This is a genomic window from Cellulomonas endometrii (assembly GCF_949769265.1).
Lineage (GTDB): Bacteria > Actinomycetota > Actinomycetes > Actinomycetales > Cellulomonadaceae > Cellulomonas > Cellulomonas endometrii.
Genome location: NZ_CATKPC010000016.1, coordinates 15,812 through 34,281, shown reverse-complemented (window position 1 = coordinate 34,281; position 18,470 = coordinate 15,812). Strand labels below are relative to the sequence as shown.

21 protein-coding genes, 1 tRNA gene, 2 pseudogenes and 1 riboswitch are annotated in these 18,470 nt (G+C 71.8%); of the genes and pseudogenes, 15 read left to right on the top strand and 9 right to left on the bottom strand.

The window, feature by feature from the left end:
- The 3 genes from cmtR to QNH85_RS15520 are packed head-to-tail and all read left to right on the top strand — an operon-like array spanning position 1 to position 3,259.
- Positions 1 to 405, top strand: coding sequence for a Cd(II)/Pb(II)-sensing metalloregulatory transcriptional regulator CmtR (cmtR, locus tag QNH85_RS15530; protein ID WP_282947860.1), 405 nt, complete (start codon positions 1 to 3; stop codon positions 403 to 405).
- Positions 402 to 2,444, top strand: a complete 2,043-nt coding sequence (locus tag QNH85_RS15525; protein ID WP_428830425.1) for a heavy metal translocating P-type ATPase — start codon at positions 402 to 404, stop codon at positions 2,442 to 2,444. The genes cmtR and QNH85_RS15525 overlap by 4 nt, the downstream gene beginning before the upstream one ends.
- Entirely contained in the window at positions 2,441 to 3,259 is an 819-nt protein-coding gene (locus QNH85_RS15520; RefSeq protein WP_282947859.1) for a cytochrome c biogenesis CcdA family protein, read from the top strand. The genes QNH85_RS15525 and QNH85_RS15520 overlap by 4 nt, the downstream gene beginning before the upstream one ends.
- Positions 3,260 to 3,269: 10 nt before the next feature.
- On the opposite strand, the gene ccsB is transcribed toward QNH85_RS15520, so the two are convergent.
- The 5 genes and pseudogenes from ccsB to QNH85_RS15495 form a co-directional block, all read right to left on the bottom strand.
- Positions 3,270 to 4,274 carry a c-type cytochrome biogenesis protein CcsB gene (gene ccsB / locus QNH85_RS15515; protein ID WP_282947858.1) on the bottom strand — a complete coding sequence of 335 codons (1,005 nt, stop codon included), beginning with the start codon at positions 4,272 to 4,274 and terminating at the stop codon, positions 3,270 to 3,272.
- 6 nt (positions 4,275 to 4,280) lie between these two features.
- Positions 4,281 to 4,955: a C40 family peptidase gene (locus QNH85_RS15510; protein WP_282947856.1), complete on the bottom strand. Its 675-nt coding sequence runs from the start codon at positions 4,953 to 4,955 to the stop codon at positions 4,281 to 4,283.
- A gap of 122 nt (positions 4,956 to 5,077) precedes the next feature.
- A riboswitch (cyclic di-AMP (ydaO/yuaA leader) is annotated at positions 5,078 to 5,232 on the bottom strand.
- A gap of 130 nt (positions 5,233 to 5,362) precedes the next feature.
- Positions 5,363 to 5,698 carry a YnfA family protein gene (locus tag QNH85_RS15505; protein WP_282947854.1) on the bottom strand — a complete coding sequence of 112 codons (336 nt, stop codon included), beginning with the start codon at positions 5,696 to 5,698 and terminating at the stop codon, positions 5,363 to 5,365.
- Positions 5,695 to 6,285, bottom strand: a pseudogene (locus QNH85_RS15500) (MerR family DNA-binding protein); the annotation flags it as partial. The pseudogene QNH85_RS15500 and the gene QNH85_RS15505, both read right to left, overlap by 4 nt.
- Before the next feature lie 33 nt (positions 6,286 to 6,318).
- Positions 6,319 to 6,432: a MerR family DNA-binding transcriptional regulator gene (locus QNH85_RS15495; protein ID WP_282947853.1), complete on the bottom strand. Its 114-nt coding sequence runs from the start codon at positions 6,430 to 6,432 to the stop codon at positions 6,319 to 6,321.
- Between the two features lie 139 nt (positions 6,433 to 6,571).
- Between QNH85_RS15495 and QNH85_RS15490 the strand changes: the two genes are divergently transcribed.
- The 3 genes from QNH85_RS15490 to QNH85_RS15480 all read left to right on the top strand — a co-directional run bounded on the left by QNH85_RS15490 (position 6,572) and on the right by QNH85_RS15480 (position 9,976).
- On the top strand, positions 6,572 to 6,958 hold the full coding sequence (locus tag QNH85_RS15490) for a hypothetical protein (RefSeq protein ID WP_282947852.1): 387 nt from the start codon (positions 6,572 to 6,574) through the stop codon (positions 6,956 to 6,958).
- Positions 6,959 to 7,224: 266 nt separating this feature from the next.
- Positions 7,225 to 8,883: a hypothetical protein gene (locus QNH85_RS15485; protein ID WP_282947850.1), complete on the top strand. Its 1,659-nt coding sequence runs from the start codon at positions 7,225 to 7,227 to the stop codon at positions 8,881 to 8,883.
- Positions 8,884 to 9,007: 124 nt separating this feature from the next.
- The gene (locus tag QNH85_RS15480; RefSeq protein WP_282947848.1) at positions 9,008 to 9,976 is read left to right on the top strand and encodes a hypothetical protein; all 969 of its coding nucleotides are present in this window, start codon (positions 9,008 to 9,010) and stop codon (positions 9,974 to 9,976) included.
- 299 nt (positions 9,977 to 10,275) lie between these two features.
- Here the strand turns inward: QNH85_RS15480 and QNH85_RS15475 are convergent, their stop codons facing one another.
- The gene (locus QNH85_RS15475) at positions 10,276 to 11,754 is read right to left on the bottom strand and encodes a hypothetical protein (protein WP_282947846.1); all 1,479 of its coding nucleotides are present in this window, start codon (positions 11,752 to 11,754) and stop codon (positions 10,276 to 10,278) included.
- Positions 11,751 to 12,662: a hypothetical protein gene (locus QNH85_RS15470; protein WP_282947844.1), complete on the bottom strand. Its 912-nt coding sequence runs from the start codon at positions 12,660 to 12,662 to the stop codon at positions 11,751 to 11,753. Before QNH85_RS15470 ends, QNH85_RS15475 begins: the two co-directional genes overlap by 4 nt.
- A 350-nt stretch (positions 12,663 to 13,012) precedes the next feature.
- Between QNH85_RS15470 and QNH85_RS15465 the strand changes: the two genes are divergently transcribed.
- Positions 13,013 to 13,085, top strand: a tRNA-Lys gene (locus QNH85_RS15465).
- A 194-nt stretch (positions 13,086 to 13,279) separates the two neighbouring features.
- On the opposite strand, the pseudogene QNH85_RS20065 reads toward QNH85_RS15465, so the two are convergent.
- A pseudogene (locus QNH85_RS20065) lies at positions 13,280 to 14,395 on the bottom strand (site-specific integrase); the annotation flags it as partial.
- Entirely contained in the window at positions 14,392 to 15,048 is a 657-nt protein-coding gene (locus QNH85_RS15455; protein WP_282947841.1) for a helix-turn-helix domain-containing protein, read from the bottom strand. The gene QNH85_RS15455 and the pseudogene QNH85_RS20065, both read right to left, overlap by 4 nt.
- 100 nt (positions 15,049 to 15,148) lie before the next feature.
- Here QNH85_RS15455 and QNH85_RS15450 point away from each other — a divergent pair, with 100 nt between their 5' ends.
- The 8 genes from QNH85_RS15450 to QNH85_RS15415 all read left to right on the top strand — a co-directional run bounded on the left by QNH85_RS15450 (position 15,149) and on the right by QNH85_RS15415 (position 18,459).
- Entirely contained in the window at positions 15,149 to 15,394 is a 246-nt protein-coding gene (locus QNH85_RS15450; protein ID WP_282947840.1) for a helix-turn-helix domain-containing protein, read from the top strand.
- Entirely contained in the window at positions 15,391 to 15,603 is a 213-nt protein-coding gene (locus QNH85_RS15445) for a helix-turn-helix transcriptional regulator (RefSeq protein ID WP_282947839.1), read from the top strand. The genes QNH85_RS15450 and QNH85_RS15445 overlap by 4 nt, the downstream gene beginning before the upstream one ends.
- A 63-nt stretch (positions 15,604 to 15,666) precedes the next feature.
- On the top strand, positions 15,667 to 16,596 hold the full coding sequence (locus QNH85_RS15440) for a helix-turn-helix domain-containing protein (RefSeq protein WP_282947837.1): 930 nt from the start codon (positions 15,667 to 15,669) through the stop codon (positions 16,594 to 16,596).
- Positions 16,593 to 16,784: a hypothetical protein gene (locus QNH85_RS15435; protein WP_282947835.1), complete on the top strand. Its 192-nt coding sequence runs from the start codon at positions 16,593 to 16,595 to the stop codon at positions 16,782 to 16,784. The genes QNH85_RS15440 and QNH85_RS15435 overlap by 4 nt, the downstream gene beginning before the upstream one ends.
- The gene (locus QNH85_RS15430) at positions 16,781 to 17,053 is read left to right on the top strand and encodes a hypothetical protein (protein ID WP_282947834.1); all 273 of its coding nucleotides are present in this window, start codon (positions 16,781 to 16,783) and stop codon (positions 17,051 to 17,053) included. Before QNH85_RS15435 ends, QNH85_RS15430 begins: the two co-directional genes overlap by 4 nt.
- A complete protein-coding gene (locus QNH85_RS15425; protein WP_282947832.1) occupies positions 17,050 to 17,433 on the top strand; it encodes a helix-turn-helix domain-containing protein in 384 nt (127 codons plus the stop codon). The genes QNH85_RS15430 and QNH85_RS15425 overlap by 4 nt, the downstream gene beginning before the upstream one ends.
- A 26-nt stretch (positions 17,434 to 17,459) precedes the next feature.
- Complete coding sequence (locus tag QNH85_RS15420; protein WP_282947831.1) at positions 17,460 to 17,651, top strand: hypothetical protein; 192 nt, start codon at positions 17,460 to 17,462, stop codon at positions 17,649 to 17,651.
- Between the two features lie 19 nt (positions 17,652 to 17,670).
- A complete protein-coding gene (locus QNH85_RS15415) occupies positions 17,671 to 18,459 on the top strand; it encodes a hypothetical protein (protein WP_282947830.1) in 789 nt (262 codons plus the stop codon).
- Positions 18,460 to 18,470 lie beyond the last annotated feature (11 nt).

Below are 18,470 nucleotides of genomic sequence, written 5' to 3'. Positions count from 1 at the left end.
ATGCTGACCAGTACGGTGCGAATCGAGGTCCTCACGCGGCTCGGTCGTGCGATGTCCGACCCGAGCCGCGCGCGCATCCTCGCTGCACTGACCACCGGCCCGGCCTACCCGGCGGAGCTGGCCGGACACCTGGGCATGACCCGTTCCAACGTCTCGAACCACCTCGCGTGCCTGCGGGGTTGCGGCCTCGTGCTCGGCGAGCCCGAGGGCCGCCGCACCCGGTACGCGGTCGCCGACCCGCACCTGGCACAGGCGCTCACCTCGCTCGTCGACGTGGTGCTCGCGGTCGACGAGGGCGCGCCCTGCACCAGCGACTCGTGCGACGTGCCGGGTTGCTGCGCCGCGTGCGAGCCCGCGCAGACGGCGCAGCGCCCTCGCATCGACGTGATGGCGGTGCGGGCGTGAGCCGCGAGTGCTGCGGCCCGGACGACGACGCGCCGGGCCTGCCGTTGACGATCGGCGCACCCCTGGCGGGCACCTCTCCTGCACCGCCGGACGCCGACGACTGCTGCGACCCCGCCCCTGCGCCGCAGGAGGACGACGAGGCGTTCGTCGCATGGTGGCGCGACCCCGCGCTGCGCCTACCGGCTGCTTCGGGGGTGCTGCTCGTGCTCGGGTACGGGTTCGAGTGGTCCGGAACGGACGCGGTCGCCGGCACGGTCGCGTTCGCGCTGGGGCTGGTGGCCGGCGCGTGGACCTTCGTCCCGGGAGCCCTGCGCAGGCTCGCCCGACGCCGCCTCGGTGTCGGGCTGCTGATGACGATCGCCGCCGCGGGCGCGGTGCTGCTGGGCCACGTCGCGGAGGCGGCGGCGCTGGCGTTCCTGTTCTCCATCGCCGAGGCGCTCGAGGACCGGGCGATGGATCGCGCCAAGCACGGCCTGCGTGCCCTGCTGACCCTCATCCCGGAGACCGCGCGCCTCTCCCGGCTCACCGGTGAGGTCGTCATCCCGGCGCGGGACGTCCGTGAGCTGGACGTCCTCGTCGTGCGGCCGGGCGAGCGGGTGGCCACCGACGCCGTGGTCGTGCACGGTCGCAGCTCCGTGGACACCTCGGCGGTGACCGGCGAGTCGATCCCGGTAGAGGTCGGTCCGGGCGACGCCGTCCCGGCCGGGGCTGTCAACGGCACGGGCGCCCTGGAGCTGGAGGCGACGGCCGACGGTCGGGACAACTCCCTGACCACGATCGTGCGGCTGGTCGAGGAAGCGCACGCCCGCAAGGGTGAGCGCGCACGTCTCGCCGACCGCATCGCCCGGCCGCTCGTGCCCGCCGTGCTCGTGATCGCCGCCGCGATCGCGGTCCTCGGGTCGCTGCTCGGAGACCCGTCGGTCTGGGTGGACCGGGCGCTCGTGGTCCTGGTCGCCGCCTCTCCGTGCGCCTTGGCGATCGCCGTGCCGGTCACCGTGATCTCGGCGATCGGCTCGGCGAGCAGGTTCGGTGTCGTGATCAAGTCCGGCGCGGCGTTCGAGCAGCTGGGCGCGCTGCGCACGGTCGCGCTGGACAAGACCGGCACGCTGACGGTGAACCGGCCGGAGGTCGTCGACACACGCACCGTCGAGGGCACGACGCCCGAGCAGGCGCTGACCTGGGCGGCCGCCGTGGAGGCACGCAGCTCCCACCCCCTCGCGCGGGCGATGCTCGCGGCCGCGCCATCGGCCGGCACGGCGGACGAGGTCGTCGAGGAACCGGGTCACGGCGTCGGTGGGATGGTCGACGGCGTGCGTGTCGAGGTCGGTTCTTCCCGGTGGCTCGACGCCACTCCGCTGACCGAGGCGCTGGACGGGATGGAGTCCGCCGGGATGACCACCGTCGTCGTCCGCGCCGACGGGCGGACCGTCGCGGTGATCGGGATCCGGGACGAGCTGCGTCCCGAGGCGGCCGCCGCGATCGCGGCACTGCACTCCGTGGGGCTGCGCACCACCATGCTGACCGGTGACAACCGCCGCACCGCGCACGCCCTGGCGGCGGCGGCCGGCATCGACGACGTGCGCGCGGAGCAGCGTCCCGAGGACAAGGCTGCCGCGGTCGTGGCGCTCGGGACCGGCACGGCCATGGTCGGCGACGGCGTGAACGACGCCCCCGCACTGGCAGCGGCCGACGTCGGCATCGCGATGGGTGCCACGGGCACCGCCGCGGCGGTGGAGTCCGCGGACGTCGCGTTCACGGGCAACGACCTGCGTCTGCTGCCGCGCGCGATCGCGCACGCCCGCCGGGGACGCCGGATCATGACCGGCAACATCGCCCTGGCTCTGCTCATCATCGTCGCGCTGTTCCCGTTGGCCCTGACCGGGACCCTCGGGCTCGCCGGTGTCGTCCTGGTGCACGAGATCGCCGAGGTGGTCGTGATCCTGAACGGCATCCGCGCCGCGCGCGCTACGGACCCGGGCCCCGGCGCCGGACGCGTTCCGGCGCCCGCCGTCGACGCCCACACAACGGCGGCGGCGTGAGGGTACCGGCCGCGACGTCGGCGGCTGCCGACGTCGGGTCGCTCTTCGCGACCACTGCGTTCTCGGGTCCGCTGCTCCTCGCCCTGCTGGTCTCGTTGCTGGCAGGCGCCGTGTCGTTCGCCTCGCCGTGCGTGCTGCCGCTGGTCCCCGGCTACCTGGGCTACCTCAGCGGGCTCACGGCGCAGAGCGTGCAGCCGGTCGGTGCGCCGGCTGCGCCCCGGCCCGCGGCCCGGCAAGGGAGGAGGCGGCTCACGCTCGGTGTCGCGCTGTTCGTGCTGGGCTTCGCGCTCGTGTTCGTGACGTTCGGTGCTCTGGCGGGGTCGCTCGGGGCGGCGCTGCTCCGCTGGCAGGACCCGATCACCCGGGTGCTCGGCGTGGTCGTCGTCGTCATGGGCGTCGCGTTCCTCGGCGGCGTCCCGTTCCTGCAGCGCGAGGTCCGGGTGCACCGCCGCCCGCCCGCGACCCTGTGGGGAGCCCCGCTGCTGGGCGTGACGTTCGGACTCGGCTGGACACCGTGCATCGGCCCGACGTTGGCCGCCGTCATGGCGCTGTCGCTCGACGGCGGGTCGGCCACCCGGGGTGCGCTGCTGTCCACCGCCTACGCCATCGGGCTCGGCATGCCGTTCGTGCTCCTCGCGCTGGGGCTCGACCGCAGCACGCGCCTGCTCGAGGTCGTGCGCCGCCGGCGCCGGACGATCTCCCGGATCGGCGGCACGATGCTCGTCCTGATCGGCGTCGCCCTGGTCACCGGCCTGTGGGGTCGCTGGGCCCAGAGCCTGCAGGGACTGATCCTGATCTTCCAGCCCGTGGTCTGACCGCCCGGCGTCAGAGGCCCGAGTACGAGTGCTTCCCGTTGACGAAGAGGTTCACGACCGTGAAGTTCGCGATCACGACCGCGTACCCCACGTACACGAGGTAGGCAGCGCGGCGCCCCTGCCACCCCCGCGTGGTGCGGGCGTGCAGGTACGCCGCGTAGACGACCCACGCCACGAACGTCGCCACCTCCTTCGGGTCCCAGCCCCAGTACCGTCCCCACGCCTGCTCGGCCCAGATCGCACCGCCGATGAGCGTGAGCGTCCACAGCACGAAAGCGATCGCGTTGAGCCGGAACGACAGCGCCTCGAGCCGCACGGCGGTCGGAACCGTGCCGAGCCACGACCACGCAGGCCCGGTGACGCGCCACCGACGTAGCGAACGTCGCAGCTCGTCACCGACGCGCCACGGCGCCTCCAGACGGGAACGCCCGGACTCGCGCGCGTCCTGGAGCACCTGCAGCACGGAGGTGGCGAACGCCACGGTGAAGATCCCCGTGGCGATGATCGCGATGCTCACGTGGATGACGAGCCAGTAGCTCTGCAGCGCAGGTTGCACGGCGTCGGCCCGCAGGTAGAACGAGTTCAGAGCCACCACGAGCGCCAGCACGGCGATTCCCATGACGAGCACACCGACGAACGGGACGGTCCTGGTGCGACGCACCGCGAGGAACACCGCTGCCGCCACCAGGATCCCGACGAGGGTGAACTCGTACATGTTCGCCGTCGGCCAGCGCCCCGCCGCGACCCCGCGCAGGACGACACCAGCCAGCAGCAGCCCCGTCCCCAGCGTCGCCGTCGCGCGCGCGATCCCGTCTGCGCGTCCCGGTGCCTGGTTCCTCACCGGCAGCGGGACGTCGGGGATCGCTGCCCCGGCGCCCACCGCAGCGAGGCGGCGGTGTGATCGGGCTGCGGAGTCCGCGACGCGCGCCAGCGCGGTCGAGTACGCGACGAGCGCGATGGTGAACGCCGTCGTCGAGCCCCACACCAGCAGGGTGCTCAGGTCACCGAGCGGCACGGCCGGTCAGCCGATCCGGATGAACAGCGGGTCGGACTGCCAGATCTCACGGATCTGGATCGTCTTCCCCGGGACCGGTGCGTCGACCTGCAGGTTGCCGCCCGCGTAGATGGCGATGTGCCCGGGCGACCAGATCAGGTCGCCCGGCTGGGCCTGATCCCGTGGCACGACCGTGCCGGCGTCGCGCTGAGCGGTGGAGGTGCGCGGGATCGAGATCCCGACCTGGGCGAACACGTACGAGGTGAATCCCGAGCAGTCGAACCCGCTCGGGGTCGTCCCGCCGTAGACGTAAGGAACCCCGACCAGGCTCGAGGCGACCTCGACGATCGCGTTGCCGCTGGCGGAGGCCGGCGCCGGGGCCCCGATCGCAGAGGGCGTCGTCTCCGGTTCCGGCGCTTCCTGCCGCACGTCACCGCGCGACGGAGCGTCCTGCGGCGGGTCCTCCTCGGGCTGCTCGACCACCGGCGGAGGCGGGGGCGGCAGGACGGCGGTGACCGCCGGGACCTCGAACGACCAGGTGGCTCCTGCAGGCGCGACGGCGGTCGGCGCCGCCGTGAGCAGGTCTCGGGCAGCGGCGGTCAGCCCTGCGGTGTCGATCACGCTGGTGCCGCCGTCGGCGGGGTTCGGCTGCGCTGACGCCGGCGCTGCGATCAGCGAGACGGCGAGACCCGACGTGGCCACAGCGGCGCCGGTGCGGCGAGTCGTGGCCGACGCGGCGCCGCGTGCAGCCGCGGCGGCGTCCTGCAGGGGGGTGCGGGCGCTGCCAGGGGCGCGGTGGCGCGAGGAGGCGCGCGGGTGTGCGGTCATGGTGCTCCAGACGCCTGCGGGGTGAGCTGTCGGGTTCGGGCGGAGCTCGCCCGGCCGGTCGCCACGACCGGCTTCACCCCGAGGACGCCCAGGCGCCCGTGAAACGGTGGTTCCCCCGCTCCTGCCTGTGGGGTCTCGACCGAGTCGGACGGTGGCAGGACTCGGCGTCCGCCCGGCTCATCCGGACGACGCCCGGATCATCCGAGACTACGGAGCCCGAGCGACCTGGCCGGTGGGTCGCCCGAGTTCTTCAGCAGACCTTCATCGGCATCGAGGACGGATCAGACCGGCCGGGGCGCGTACATGATCACCGCGACGCCGGCCAGGCAGATCAGCGCCCCGGTGACGTCCCACCGGTCAGGTCGGAAGCCGTCGACGAGCATGCCCCAGAGCAGCGAGCCAGCGACGAAGATCCCGCCGTAGGCGGCGAGGATGCGTCCGAAGTTGGCGTCGGGTTGCAGGGTGGCGAAGAACCCGTAGAGCCCCAGGGCGATGACGCCGGCGCCGATCCAGATCCAGCCCTTGTGCTCGCGGATGCCTTGCCAGACCAGCCAGGCACCGCCGATCTCGAAGACGGCCGCAGCGGCGAACAGCAGGATGGAACGTGCGAGGGTCATCGGACGGTGTCCTCCGGGACAGGCAGCAGGGCGTCGAGCATCCCCGCAGCGGTGGGTGGTGCCGTGATGGTCAGGTCGAACGTCGGCCCGTGCAGAGTCAGCGTGATCTCGTAGAACGGGCAGCACCGTTGCTCGTCAGCGGCGAGCTGTGCGGCTGCGGCGAGCCGCGCGGTGGGCAGCGTGGCACGGACGCCACCGGGCACGTCCGCGCGGGGAGCGTCACGGAGCAGCTCGCGCCACGCGGCTGTCCGCTCGGTGAGGTCTCCGGATTCGAGCGAGCACGCGACAGGCGCGGAGGCCTCGACGGGGACGACCGGGAGCTCGTGCGGCTGCGTGAGGAAGGAGCACCCGGCGTCGCAGGGCTCGTGCCGGTCGGGGAGGTCGTCGAGCCGTACGAGAGCAGCCACCAGGGACGTGCGCAGCGCCTCGAGCGCGACGATCCGCTCGCCGACCTGCTCGGCTCGTCTGGCAAGCATCGGGCGGTACGTCGACCGGACCGTGCGACACGGCTGCGACTCCCATGCGGCCACCAGGGGTCGAACCTCGGACAACGGGATGTCGAGGTGCTTGGCCTGACCGATGAACGTGAGCCGATCGAGCGCGGCCGGTCCGTAGACCCGCTAGCCGTTGCCTGCGCGCTCGGCGGGTAGCAGACCCTCCGCCTCGTAGAAGCGCAGTGTCGTCGCGGGCACACCGCTCCTGGCGGCGAGCTCGGAGATCTTCATCCCGTGCATGGCGTGACCGTAGACCTTCGAGTCCGGTGGAAGGTCAAGAGCCGAAGGGCTGACGACACCAGCGGTGCTGCCCGCACGGGTCGGTCGGCGTGCCCAGCGCGCGGGACGTGTGTCGGAGGGCGGGTCCACCCTGGACGACATGGACGGAACCGAGCTGGAGAACGTGCAGTCGCTCCAGGTGACCACCGAACACGGGATGTGGCGGATCGCCTCTGCCTCCACCACCGTCTACTACCTGGACCTCGACCTGCAGGCCGTCGTGCGCGCACGGGGTGTGGGATCCGTCGGCTTCCTGTTCGACGACGAATGGGCTCACCTCGTCGACGTCATCTGCTACGACCCCCTCACCGGCATACCGGAGAGCGACGTCATCCGGGTGGCCGGACGTCCGCGGTACCGGTTCGACCCCGGTCCGGACTGGCCGGACGTCGAGTGGCGACTCCAGCGCAACGTCATCTCGATCGAACGCGTCGAACCCACCACGGCAGCGGTCCTGCGCGCGTCTTTCGTCCCGACTCCGCGATAGCGATCCGAGGAGGTCACATGGACGACGAGACGGGTGTCCGCATGCTGAGGATGACAGGCGTCAGGACGGGTCAACCGTCAGCCATCTGTCCCGGATGTCTGATTCTCTACGTCGTTTGACGTAGACGTCTGGGGCAAACGACCCACGTGACCGTCAGACGACGGAGACGAAAGACAGGTCAGCGGGGGGAGGCGCCGGTATCCCTGGCGAAGCGACGGTGGGACCTGCGGGAAAACCGCTCGCCCTTCGTACCGCTATGAGGACTCGTGACCGTCGCCCTTGCCCCCCACGCCCCTGCCGCACCCGCCGCCAAGCGCATCCGCCATTCAGGCACCGCGCGACGCAAGGACGACGACCGCATCGTCGACCTGTTCCGGTTCCCCGGACTGACGCATCTGGCGGTCCCGCTCGAGCGCCACAGACAGCGCAAGGACCGCCGCGGCCGGCACGCGCAGTACCCGGCACTGGCTCTGCTCGTCGTCTCCGCCGCCGCTCGGGTCACCGGCTCGCTCGCGAGCGCACTCACCGCGCTCCAGGACGGCGAGCTGTGGGCCCGCTGCCAGGACGCGTTCTACGCCCGTACCGAGATCGAGCTGCCCGACCGGGCACCCACTCGCGACCACGTCAACGAGCTCAGGAAGGACATCGCGAGCGATCCCCTCACGATGCGGGACCTGCGCCTTGCCTTCACGCGCTCCTCCGTCCGACAGGCACGGAAGCTCGGCAACCTCACGGAGGGCGGCCAGCCCGACTGGGCCGGACCGGACCCGCGCCACGTGATCTTCGGTGACGGCACCATCGTCCGGCGGTACAGCGACGCCGAGCTCATCACCTGTGAGTTCACGGGCCGGACACTGCTCTCCGGCAGCCGGGCACGCGACGCGCGGAGCGCCCGCGTTCAGCACGAGTTCCGCAAGGTCGGATCCGACCAGAAGAACTCGTCGGGCATCAACCACGTCACCCTCCACACGCGGACCTCTCACGGCCTCGTGGTGCTGGCGGTCGGCACGGAGCTCGGGGCTGAGCAGTGGACGGCCCTCGATCTGCTGGACGACGTCGCCGCCGAGACCGGTGACGGTGTGCACACGCTCGTCTACGACGGCGCGCTGACGGGATGGGCGGTGGAGTACGCCATGGCGCGGCACGGCATCCAGACGTTCAGCAAGGTGCCGGCGGCGTCCGTGAAGACCGAGGTGCAGGAGTACACGCGCGACGAGGTCGACTTGTACGTGAGTGGCGTCGCCCGCGAGCACGGGCTCGAGGCGACGGGGCGCATCGCCAAGGTGCTCCGCAAGGACGTCCTCCGGCAGATGTACCGGGGAGAACGGCCGACCGCGGTCGGCACGAGCATCTACCCGCCGTCGAAGCCGGACGCGGACTACGACCTCGTGTACAGCACCTACGTGTTCGTCAAGGCCCGTCACCGGGACTCGGGCGGCCGTCGCTGCGAGCACTCGCTGGTCCTGGACGACGGCGCGCTCTTCAGCACCGACGTCGACCCGATCAGCGAGCTCCTCGTCAAGGACGAGTACCTGCCGGCCATCACGAGCACGCGGCGCCGTCGGCGCGACGGCCGCTGGGGCACCGACACCTCGTTCCTGGTGCCGTGCCCAGATGGTGACTTCGAGTGGACAGCGACGTGGGATCCGGACGCCACCCGCTACCGCCGCGACTCCGCCGAGCTCGGGCGCGCACCGCAGGACCCCTTCGGATGGCGCATGCGGGCGGTGCCCCGTCACGACCGTGAACGGTTCTCCCTGGTGAGCGCCGGGCGCAACGACAGCGAGTCGTTCAACCGCTGGTTCAAGGACACGCTGACCAACAAGCGGGCCGCGACCATCGACGGCCGGCGGCAGCTGCTCGACCTGCTCCTCGGGGCGGTCGTCAAGAACTCCGACACCTGGTCGACGTACATGGGACGCTGACCGCGCACGCACGAAGGCCCGCCCTGGCAACAGGGCGGGCCTTCGTGCGTGTGCGGCGACTGCGCGAGCGACTCCGCGACGGACCAGTCATCAGGTCACACCCGACCGAACCCCGGGAAGCCTGATGTCCACGCCCCTGACGCACACGCTCGACAGCTACACCATCCCCGAGATGGTCGCCGACTTCGACGAGTTCAACGCCACGTTCGGCGTCCTCCCGGAGCCGTTCACAGCCGTCTTCGCATCCGCTCTTGAAGACCTCGCCTCCGCGGCGAGCGCGCGCGGCGTTCGCGACGTGGCTGCGCTGCTCTCCGCGCACCAGGCACTCCTGCGCCACCTGAGCGGAACGCCGAACCTGACTGCTCGGCACTCGCTGGCAACCCGCGACCGGATCCACCTTCTCCGCAACGTGCTGCTCACCGCCGTTCTCGGTGCGGGCCACGTCGCGCGCGTGTCGACCGACGGGGTGAGCGAGGCCGTCATCACGCTGACCCGGCGGACGCAGCAGACCGACCGGCCGCTGGAGCACGACGAGATCGCGCTGCTTCGCACTCACGCCGCGATCGCGATGCAGACGCCCAGGACATCCCAGGCGGCCGCTGTCTACGCCCTGTGCGACGCAGGGGCGGAGCTCCGCGAGGTCAGCGCCGTGATGGCGCACGACCTCGACGACGTCACCGCTCCCACGCTGGTTCACGCCGCCGGCTACGGCCGCCGCGTCGAGTCGCGGGTCCTGCCGCTGGAGACGTTCCACATGGTCGTGGTGGGTGCCCGGGCGACAGAACGGGCTCAGGCCGGGCAGGCCGGTCCCATCGCCTACAACGCGCGGAGCAACGAGGCGTGCAGCGTCGCTGCCCTGTCGTCGGCGCACGGCGTGATCGACCGGCAGCTCGAGGTTCTGGGTCTCAGGCACGCGGACGTCACCGCGTCCTCGGTCCGCCGGTGGCGGATCGCGTACACCGTGGACACAGCCGGCGTGGAGGTGGCAGCCGAGATCGCGGGCCTGCCTGAGCGCTACGTGCCTCGTCTGGCGAACCGTGTCGTCCGTGCCGACGAGACGGAGGTGAGGACCGCCGAGGACGACGACTTCTGAGTCGCGGCACCGATCCGATCTCCCGCTCTTTGACAACTGCACAGTGACCGCCGGCTATCCGTGAACCCGGGCTCGCCGCCACGCCCCGAGAGGAGGTGATACCGCAGCGTGGCGAGCGAGTGCGTGGGCACACGGCCTGGTGCGCCGCGGGACGGCGCCGTCCACCTGTCACGCCCCGAGAGGAGGTGACACCGCAACGTGACAGGACGGCACGTGGAGCCACCCCGACCAGGACGCGGTCCGGGACCCGGCAGCGTGGCGCCGCGCCGCGCGGTACCGCCGCTGCGTTCATGCCGGACTCACTCTGTGAGCCGGCGTCGTACCGATCTGGCCCCGGCCATCTCGCTGCGCTGGGCGACCGCCTCGGTCAAGGCGTTGTTGAGCATCGCGAACGCATACGTATCGACCAGGCCTCGGCGCCAGCCGAGACTCATCGCCCGGTCGACGAGCAGCGTGCGTTTGAGGTTGGCGTGGAACGACTCGGCGTCAGCGCGGACTCCACGGAGCCGGAGCGAGTCAGGATCGCCATCGGGGATCGCCCGCAGGTTCTCGGGCCTGGACGCGCCCTCGTCGCTGCCGTGCGGGGAGAGCCAGACGGTGAAGTCCCCGGCCGGACACTGGACGTCGTAGCCGAGATTGAAGTGGTAGTCACCGTTCGCACGCCTGGACCTCTTGATCGGGCCTCGACGCGGGGTCGTCACGACGACCGGGTCACCTCGGTCGTCCAGATCGAGCTGGACCACTCGGCCGCCGACCGTCGCCAGCGCGTGCCGGCACGGTCCGACCGCGGTGTCGTGGGAGACGAGTCCGAGCGGGAAGCTCCTCGCAGTCCGCCCGTTGGCCGTCCGTACAACCTGCGCTGCCCGACCGTCGCCCTCACCGGTGGGCATCTTGCTGATCACCAGATACCCGTAGCGCCGCATGACGTGGTCGATGTGCGTCCCGCGGAACGCGCCGTCGTACACCACGAGCTGGATGCCGCCGCGCGCGTGCCTCGCGATGTCCGCGAGGAGCCGCACAGCGCACGCGGCTTCATGCCCCGGCGCGTCGATGTGATCCACACCGAGAACCACGCGCTGGTACGCCGACGAGCCGCGGGTGTGGAACGCGACGTAGCCGTGCCCGAGTACCGAACCGGTGTGTCCGTGATGCTCGGCCAGGTCCGGGTCGAACCGACCCTGGGGGCGCCTCAGTAGCTCACCGGTCTTCCGGTCCGGATACATGGGTACGACGTGCCCTTCGTCGTCGTCCACCCGGACGGCCGCTGGCGGCTGGTAGATGGGTCGCACGATTGTGCCGTCCCCGTAGACGACGCGACTGGCGTCCGGGTGGGTGAGCGAACCGGCTCCATGGGGGTCCAGCTGTCCGATGCGTCGCGCCAGCTCGACGGCCAGCACCGGGAACGACCTACCGAGGGCTCCCAGTCCCTCGTCGGTCGTCAACGTGCGGTCACGGAACCACCGCCACTGCTCCCACGTGGGTGGGTTCGAGCCCGGTGGCGGTACGTCGAGCTCATGCAGCCGGATCGCCTCGAGGGTCAACGACCTGGCGTACGACCACGTCACCGGGTTCGACAGGTCGAGCTCGACCCGGATCGCGGAACGAGCGAGCCGCGCCAGCGCAGCGAACTGGAGCATCACGTACGGCGGGTGCGCGGGGTGCCTGCCGACCCGGTGCTCGACCTCGAATTCGTCGGCCATGCGGATGATCGACGGCGAGGCCATCACCGCGCCGAGCCGATCGATGGTCCCGATCCGGCCGGCGATCCGGGCAGTCACGGGTCCCGCCAGCTGAGTGCGATGTCCGAGGCGACCGCATCGAGGCTGCGCGCGCCGAGGCGCAGGGCTACCTGCTCGATCGGCATGCCGTCGTTGTACAGGCGTCGCCCGGCCCAGTTCCGTACAGAGGTGGGCCGCACATCGGTCTGATCACCGAGCCCGGCGGCACGCAACGTGTCCGCGATGGCGTTCGCGGCGGAGGCCTGCGCCACATGCTGCCCCGGAGCAGCACTGCCGCGATACGTCAGGAGCGTCGTCGTGGGAGCGCCGGTCTCACGGAGGAACTCGACCTGCCGGCCCACGATGCTGCTACCCCAGTCGGTGAGACGACCGAGGCGAGGTGATGCTCGCTTCGACCCCCGCAGGTGCACCCACCTCGGCTGCCACTCGTCGTCCAGGTCCGCGATGCGGACGGCGGTGATCTCGCTCGTGATCGCGGTGGCCTCCGCGAGGGCCCAGCACACCGCACGCTGCAGCGACGTCGACCCGGCGCGGCCCAGCCGCACCGCGAACCGGCAACCGATGACCTCGTCCTCCGTTAGCGGCCGGGCGGCGACCGTCGTCCGCGAGGGCAGGCGGAGATCGAGCGTGGGGTCTCCCGAGGCGAGCTCCAGCTCCCGCAGCGCACGGAAGTAGGTGCGCAGGATCGTGCGCCGGGCGTGCTGAGTCGCGAGCTCGGGTGGTCGTCCGTCCTGCCCGTAGGCGAAGACGAATCCAGCACACAGCGCCGGAGTGAGGTCACCGACGCGGAGCGCGCCCTGCGCACGCGCGCGAGAGGTGAACCGCATGATCGTCTCCACGCTGCGCAGACGGGTCTGCGGGGAAAAAGCGTCGTCGACGTCCCAGCGCGCTCGCACCAGCTCGAGCGCGTTCTCGACCTCATCGCGGTGCTCCGGGACGTCCGACATGTCGCCTCCGCCTACCGACGGTAGGACCGACGATCGCCAGCACACCAGAAGGGGAACAGCGCATCCCCCGAGGCGGAACGCGCGTCCTCCAACGAAGCAGCTGCACCACATCGGCCCGACGCCGACTCGGCGCCGAGCCCGACAAGCGGACTTTGCCGCCGAACTACACCGTGGTTGTACCGAGCGTTCCACCGACCCCCGCCGTCGACGACCGGCACGACACCGACGAGTCGGACGGCGCCCCGAGGAGGCGGTACCTTCGACTTCGTCGACCTCGGAGCGGCGTCACGCCACCTCGGACGACACGGGAGTTGTCCCGAGGATTCCACCCATGAATCCCCTCACCTCCCGGGCCTCTAGCTCAACTGGCAGAGCAGCGGACTTTTAATCCGCGGGTTGTGGGTTCGATCCCCACGGGGCCCACCCTCCTGACCTGCACCAACACCCGCCTCGGCGGTCGGTTCGGGCGTCGCGGGGGCGTCGTTGGTCACCGACTGGTCACGCCGTCTCGGGATGAGCGCCGCAGCGGCCTCCGCTGCGTCACGGCCGACGCCCTCCAGCAGGTGCGAGTAGGTGTCCGCGGTGATGCTCACGGACGAGTGCCCGAGGCGCTTGGACACCACGGCGAGCGGGACGCCGGCTGCGAGCATCACGGACGCGTGCCCGTGCCGCAGGTCGTGCACGCGCACCGGCCGCAGACCCGCCGCGCGCACCAGGTCGCCGAACGCCTTCGTGACCGCCTCGGGGGCGATCGGGTTGCCGTCCTCCCGGGCGAACACGAGCCCGTGATCGACGTACGCCTCGCCCCACTGCGCCCGCTCCAGGTCCTGCGCTAGACGGTGCGCCAGCAGCGTGCCGACGGTGTGCTCGTCGAGGTCCACCCGTCGGGCGTCGCCAGACGCCGTCTTGGGCGCTCCGAACGCGAGGTTCCGGTGCTCGGCCTTGCACGCAGCACAGGCGAACGTGCGGCCGTAGACCTGCACCACCTGCTGCCGGACCACCAGGACGCGGGCGTCGAGGTCGACGTCCTCCCACCGCAGCCCGCACGCCTCACCGCGGCGCAGGCCGGCGAGCGCGATGAGCTCGAACATCGGCCCGAGCCGGTCGGTCGAGGCGTGGTCGAGGAACGCGCCGAGCTCGGCGGCTTCCCACGGGCGGACCTTCGGGCGCTCCGCCTTCGGCAGTGACGCGTCGGCGGCCGGGTTCGTCTCGATGAGGCCTTCACGGCGGGCATCGCCCAGGGCCGACCGCAGCGTGGCATGCACGCGTCGGACGGTCGAGGGGCCTACGCGCCGCTTCCGCTCCGGCTTCGGCTCGCCGAGCTCGCGCAGGAACCGGGAGATGTGCGCCGGACGGACGTCCCGCAGCCGCAGGTGCCCCAGGGACGGCACGAGGTACTGCTCGACGTGCTGGCGGTACGACCGCTCCGTCGTAGGCCGCAGGCCGTCGCGGACCTTGTTGTCGAGCCACTCGGTCAGGAACGTCCCGACGGTGCGCCGGCCGTCGTCGCGGTACTTCCCCGCGTCCAGGTCGGCGACGACGCGGGCGAGCGCGGCCTCGGCCTCGTCGGCGGTGCGGAAGCCGGACTTCTTCAGCTGCTTCCGCTTGCCGCCCTGGCCGCCGACGTCGACGACGAACACCCACGACCCGTGGGGCTTGCGACACGCCTTGCGTCGGCCGCGGGCGTCGTGCTCGACGGGGCACCCACAGTTCTTGAACACCCGACCTCTCATGAGGGGTCCCCCAGCTCTGTCAGACCATGCAGCCGCATGGTGAGTTCACGGATCTTTCCGGCGCGTTCGTTCTCGATCTCGGCGAGCTCGTTCGCCACAGCGGCAACGGAGTCGCGAGGGATGAGGTCCGCCTGATCGCCGAGCAGCGTCTTGAGGTGCTGGCGAGAGAACCTCTCCTCCACCATCGCCGACGACCCCAAGGCGAGACCTCGAACGTCAAGCGCCCGGGTCGCAAGCTCGCTGTCGTCGATGGTCGTCCGGGTTGCCGTGGGTCGCTTGCTCGGACTGATCCAGTCCTTCACTACCTGGATGCGGTCCTCTCCTGCCGGCGTCGTGGGCGGGGGCAGGAAGAACCAGGCGATCGGGAGCCCGAACACGATGGAGAGCGCCAGCAGCTCGTCCGCGTCGAAGTGACGGACGTTCTCGCTGCCCGCGGTCCAGCCCCGCTCGGCGGCAGACACAGTTGCGCGTGACCAAGGCGTGCCCGTGAGTGCGGTCAACCGCTCGCCGAGTTCGGCTTGCGTAAGCCCAGACGACTCCCGGGCCCGGGCGAGGTTGTAGGCGACGACCTGAGTCGCGGTGACGACCTCGTGACCAGGCACGTCCTGACCAGGCGTGATGTCACGGTCGTCGGAGAGGGAATCCGATGGCATGCCTTCACCGTAGCGCCACGCGCAATCCACGTCTAGCGCGGAACCCGGAGCATGCACGACGAGGGTTGCGCTGGACGCATGTGAAGCCTAGGATTGCTTCATGGACGGACGTGAAAGCCACAGCACGCGGCGGGTGCCGCGGTTTCGTGCCATCCGAGAGGCCCGAGGCCTCTCGCTTCGCGAGGCGGCTCGGCTGAGCGGGATGAGCTCAGCGCACCTCTCGCGCGCCGAGCGGGGCATCGACGGCCTCTCTCTGGACGCTCTCTCGCGGCTCGTTCGCGTACTCGGCCTGTCGGATCTCGCGGCGGCGCTCGCCGCGGTGATGCCCACTCAGGACGAGCGGTGACCTCCCGGGTCTGGACCGCGGACGACGTCCGCGCCCTCGGCGTCCGCACGGACCTGGAGACGGCGGCGAGCGTGCTGTCGCTCGGCCGTACGACCGCCTACCGGCTCGCGCGCGCCGGCGAGTTTCCCGTCCCGGTCCTGCGCCTCGGCACGCGGTACGTCGTGCCCGTTGCGCCCCTCCTGGCGCTGCTGTCCGTGCCGACCTCGTAGACCCGCCTCACCCCTGACCTCCGCCGAGATCACACACCAACACCGGTCGGGAGGTGAGCACCGATGAACGAAGCGCTCTGGCACCGCGAGCGCTGGGCCGAGGCCGTGTGGTCGAGCGACCTGACGCCTGTCGAGCGCCTCGTCGCGCTCGCCTACGCCGACCACGCCCGCGATCAGCGCACCGCGTGGGTGACGACCGCGCGACTCATCGAGCGCACCGGCCTCTCACGTGCCTCGATCCTGCGCGCGCGGGAGGCCCTGATCACCGCCGGCTGGTTCGTGCTTGCCGCGAAGTCCACGCCGAGGACCGCGGCGACATACCTCCTCACGACCCCGGAGGTATCAGAGAGAGACCCCAGGGGTGTCACAGAGACACCTCTGAGTGCTCAGGACGAGACCTCTGAGGTGTCAGAGAGCAACGCCAGGGGCCTCACACAGCGACCCAACCTAACTACCTACCGAACTCCTGACCCCACGGCGGGATCGGGGGATCCCCACCAGGAGGACGACGCGCTCACGCGCTCGGTCCGAACACTCGGAGTCGTCCCCGACGAGCTCCTCGACGACGTCGTCCAGCGCCTCCGCGCCGACACCACGACCACCACCACACCCGAGGCCCGCCTCCGCTCCGTCGGCGCACCGTGGGTCAGTGCCCACCTCACCGCCGCGCGACGAGCGCGAGGCGTCCGCGTCGAGGCCGAGATCACCGCCATCCGCACCCATACGGGCGAGTGCCCCCACGGCGTCCCCGGCGGGGCCGCACTTCACCCGACGGCCGGCCGAGCGCTCTGCCCCCTGTGTCGCACCCGGGGGGCCGCACGGCACCCCGCCCCGCCCCCCGCGGGCGACCCCACCGACCGCGGCCTCTCCCCCACACCCCAAGCCCAACCACACACCTGCGACCACGGATGGATCGACCGCGACAACGCCCGCCCCTGCCTCACCTGCAAGCCCCACCTCCGCGACCGGATCGACCGAAAGGCAGACCGATGAGCCAGTCCAAGGCCCCCTACTCCGACCACGGCGGCAAGAAGCGCAAGCCCACCGCCCGGAACCTCGCCTACCTGGAGAACACCCACGCCCAGGCCAAGGCCGACCGCGACGCACTCCGCACCAGGACCCGCGCCATGCTCGCAACCCGCCGCGCGGGAGCCGCAACGTCCGAGAGCGGTGCACGGTGAACGCCAACCCCGGTGACCAGGTCGTGACAGCACCCGCCCTGACCAGCGCCAACACCACCCCCAGCGGATACGCAGTCCGCGGAGCGCGCCTGAGCAGGGCCGGCACGAGCGAGCGCTTCCTCGACCTCGTCGGGGCCATCCTCGGCGCGAAGGCGTCCTACGAGGTCCGCGGCGCATCCGCCGCCACCACAGCCCGGGACCTGCGCCGCATCGCAGAGGACGCCGCGTACCTCGCCGCTGACCTCGACTCGACGGAGGCCGTCCGATGACCGCGACTGTCCGCACCCTCGCCCGTTCCGACGCCGTCGTCCTCGAAGTCGCGAAGGGCCGCACCTACGCGGACATCGCACGGGACCTCGACGTCAGCGAGCGCACCGTCCGACGCCTCGCCGCCGCAGACGACTTCGCCGACCGGGTCGCAGAGGCCCGCAAGCGGATCTACCACCACGCCTCCGAAGCCCTCGCCGCAGCCACCACCGACGCCGTCGACGTCCTGCGGGCGCTCATGACCGGAGCCGAGTCCGAACCGGTGCGAGTCCGCGCCGCCCTCGGGGTGCTCTCCGAGGCGATGCGGTGGCGCGACTCGATCGACGTCGAGGCCCGACTCCGCGAGCTCGAAGCACGCCTCGGCATCGGAGACCAGCCGTGAACGGGCACCGGGCGCGCGTCGCACGCGTGAACCGCTTCCTGCCGACCGACCCGCGGGCCATCGACGCCGCCTTCGCCACCCTCGAAGCCGAGCTCGCGAAGGTCGACCGGGCCTCCATCACCGACGACGACCGCGCCGAAGTCGCGGCGTTCCTCGCGTCCCTCGATCAGCAGCACCCGACCCCCCGCAGCACCGGCCGCCGCCCCGGCGTCCGCTGACCCCGACAGGAGCACCACCATGTCCGGCATCCTCACCGCCCTCCGCGAGCGCCGCGCCACCCGCGCCGACGCGACCACCACGCCCGCGCACGAGCAGGCCACCAGCGAGCTGCGGCCCTACCTCGTCGACGACCTCGCACCGTGGAGCCCGGCCGTGCACGCCGCGATGGACGACGCGATCGTCCTGCACGCACGCCGCATCGAGCTCGCGGCGCAGCGCGACGCCGTGGGTAGCGACCGGGCGTCCGCCCGCGACGACGCCGTCGTGCGCCTCGCGGCCGGCACCCTCGACGCCGCGGCGATCGACGGGGACCCGGCGTCCCTCGACCGCCTCGATGCCCTCAACGCCGCCCTCGCGAGCCTCGACGCCGAGGCCGACCAGGCCCGGCGGGGCATCCTGCGAGCGCAGGCGGCAGACCTCATCGCCCGCGCCCGGCAGACCACCCTTGAGCGCGCCGCACACACCGCCGAGACGCAGCGCCTGCTCGACGCCCTGTCCGCGCACACCAACCAGCAGTGGGGGCCCCTCTGGCAGTCCGGCCGCTCCGCCGCGGGGCCGGTGGAGGCGCGCCTGAGCGCGCAGGCCGCCAACTACGAGGCGTGGGCCGTCGAGGCGGCCGCGGCGGCCGAGGGATGCGGTCAGCCTGCGGGCTCGCATCCTGACCACCGGCTCATGCCCGCGCCCCTCGCCACCCTGGGCCGTACGGGGCTCAGTGCCCTCGTCGTCCTCCCCTCGACGTCCAGTGCGGTGGACCCCGGGTACAGCCGCATCGCCACCGACGTGCACGCACAGGTCACTGCTCCCTGAGCGGTCCGGTG

What these genes read in the sequence shown, in the direction of transcription:
- cmtR (WP_282947860.1), top strand. Translation starts at nt 1, where the DNA reads ATGCTGACCAGTACGGTGCGAATCGAGGTCCTCACGCGGCTCGGTCGT.
- QNH85_RS15505 (WP_282947854.1), bottom strand. Translation starts at nt 5,698, where the DNA reads ATGACCCTCGCACGTTCCATCCTGCTGTTCGCCGCTGCGGCCGTCTTC.
- QNH85_RS15495 (WP_282947853.1), bottom strand. Translation starts at nt 6,432, where the DNA reads ATGCACGGGATGAAGATCTCCGAGCTCGCCGCCAGGAGCGGTGTGCCC.
- QNH85_RS15490 (WP_282947852.1), top strand. Translation starts at nt 6,572, where the DNA reads ATGGACGGAACCGAGCTGGAGAACGTGCAGTCGCTCCAGGTGACCACC.
- QNH85_RS15480 (WP_282947848.1), top strand. Translation starts at nt 9,008, where the DNA reads ATGTCCACGCCCCTGACGCACACGCTCGACAGCTACACCATCCCCGAG.
- QNH85_RS15470 (WP_282947844.1), bottom strand. Translation starts at nt 12,662, where the DNA reads ATGTCGGACGTCCCGGAGCACCGCGATGAGGTCGAGAACGCGCTCGAG.
- QNH85_RS15455 (WP_282947841.1), bottom strand. Translation starts at nt 15,048, where the DNA reads ATGCCATCGGATTCCCTCTCCGACGACCGTGACATCACGCCTGGTCAG.
- QNH85_RS15450 (WP_282947840.1), top strand. Translation starts at nt 15,149, where the DNA reads ATGGACGGACGTGAAAGCCACAGCACGCGGCGGGTGCCGCGGTTTCGT.
- QNH85_RS15440 (WP_282947837.1), top strand. Translation starts at nt 15,667, where the DNA reads ATGAACGAAGCGCTCTGGCACCGCGAGCGCTGGGCCGAGGCCGTGTGG.
- QNH85_RS15435 (WP_282947835.1), top strand. Translation starts at nt 16,593, where the DNA reads ATGAGCCAGTCCAAGGCCCCCTACTCCGACCACGGCGGCAAGAAGCGC.
- QNH85_RS15425 (WP_282947832.1), top strand. Translation starts at nt 17,050, where the DNA reads ATGACCGCGACTGTCCGCACCCTCGCCCGTTCCGACGCCGTCGTCCTC.
- QNH85_RS15415 (WP_282947830.1), top strand. Translation starts at nt 17,671, where the DNA reads ATGTCCGGCATCCTCACCGCCCTCCGCGAGCGCCGCGCCACCCGCGCC.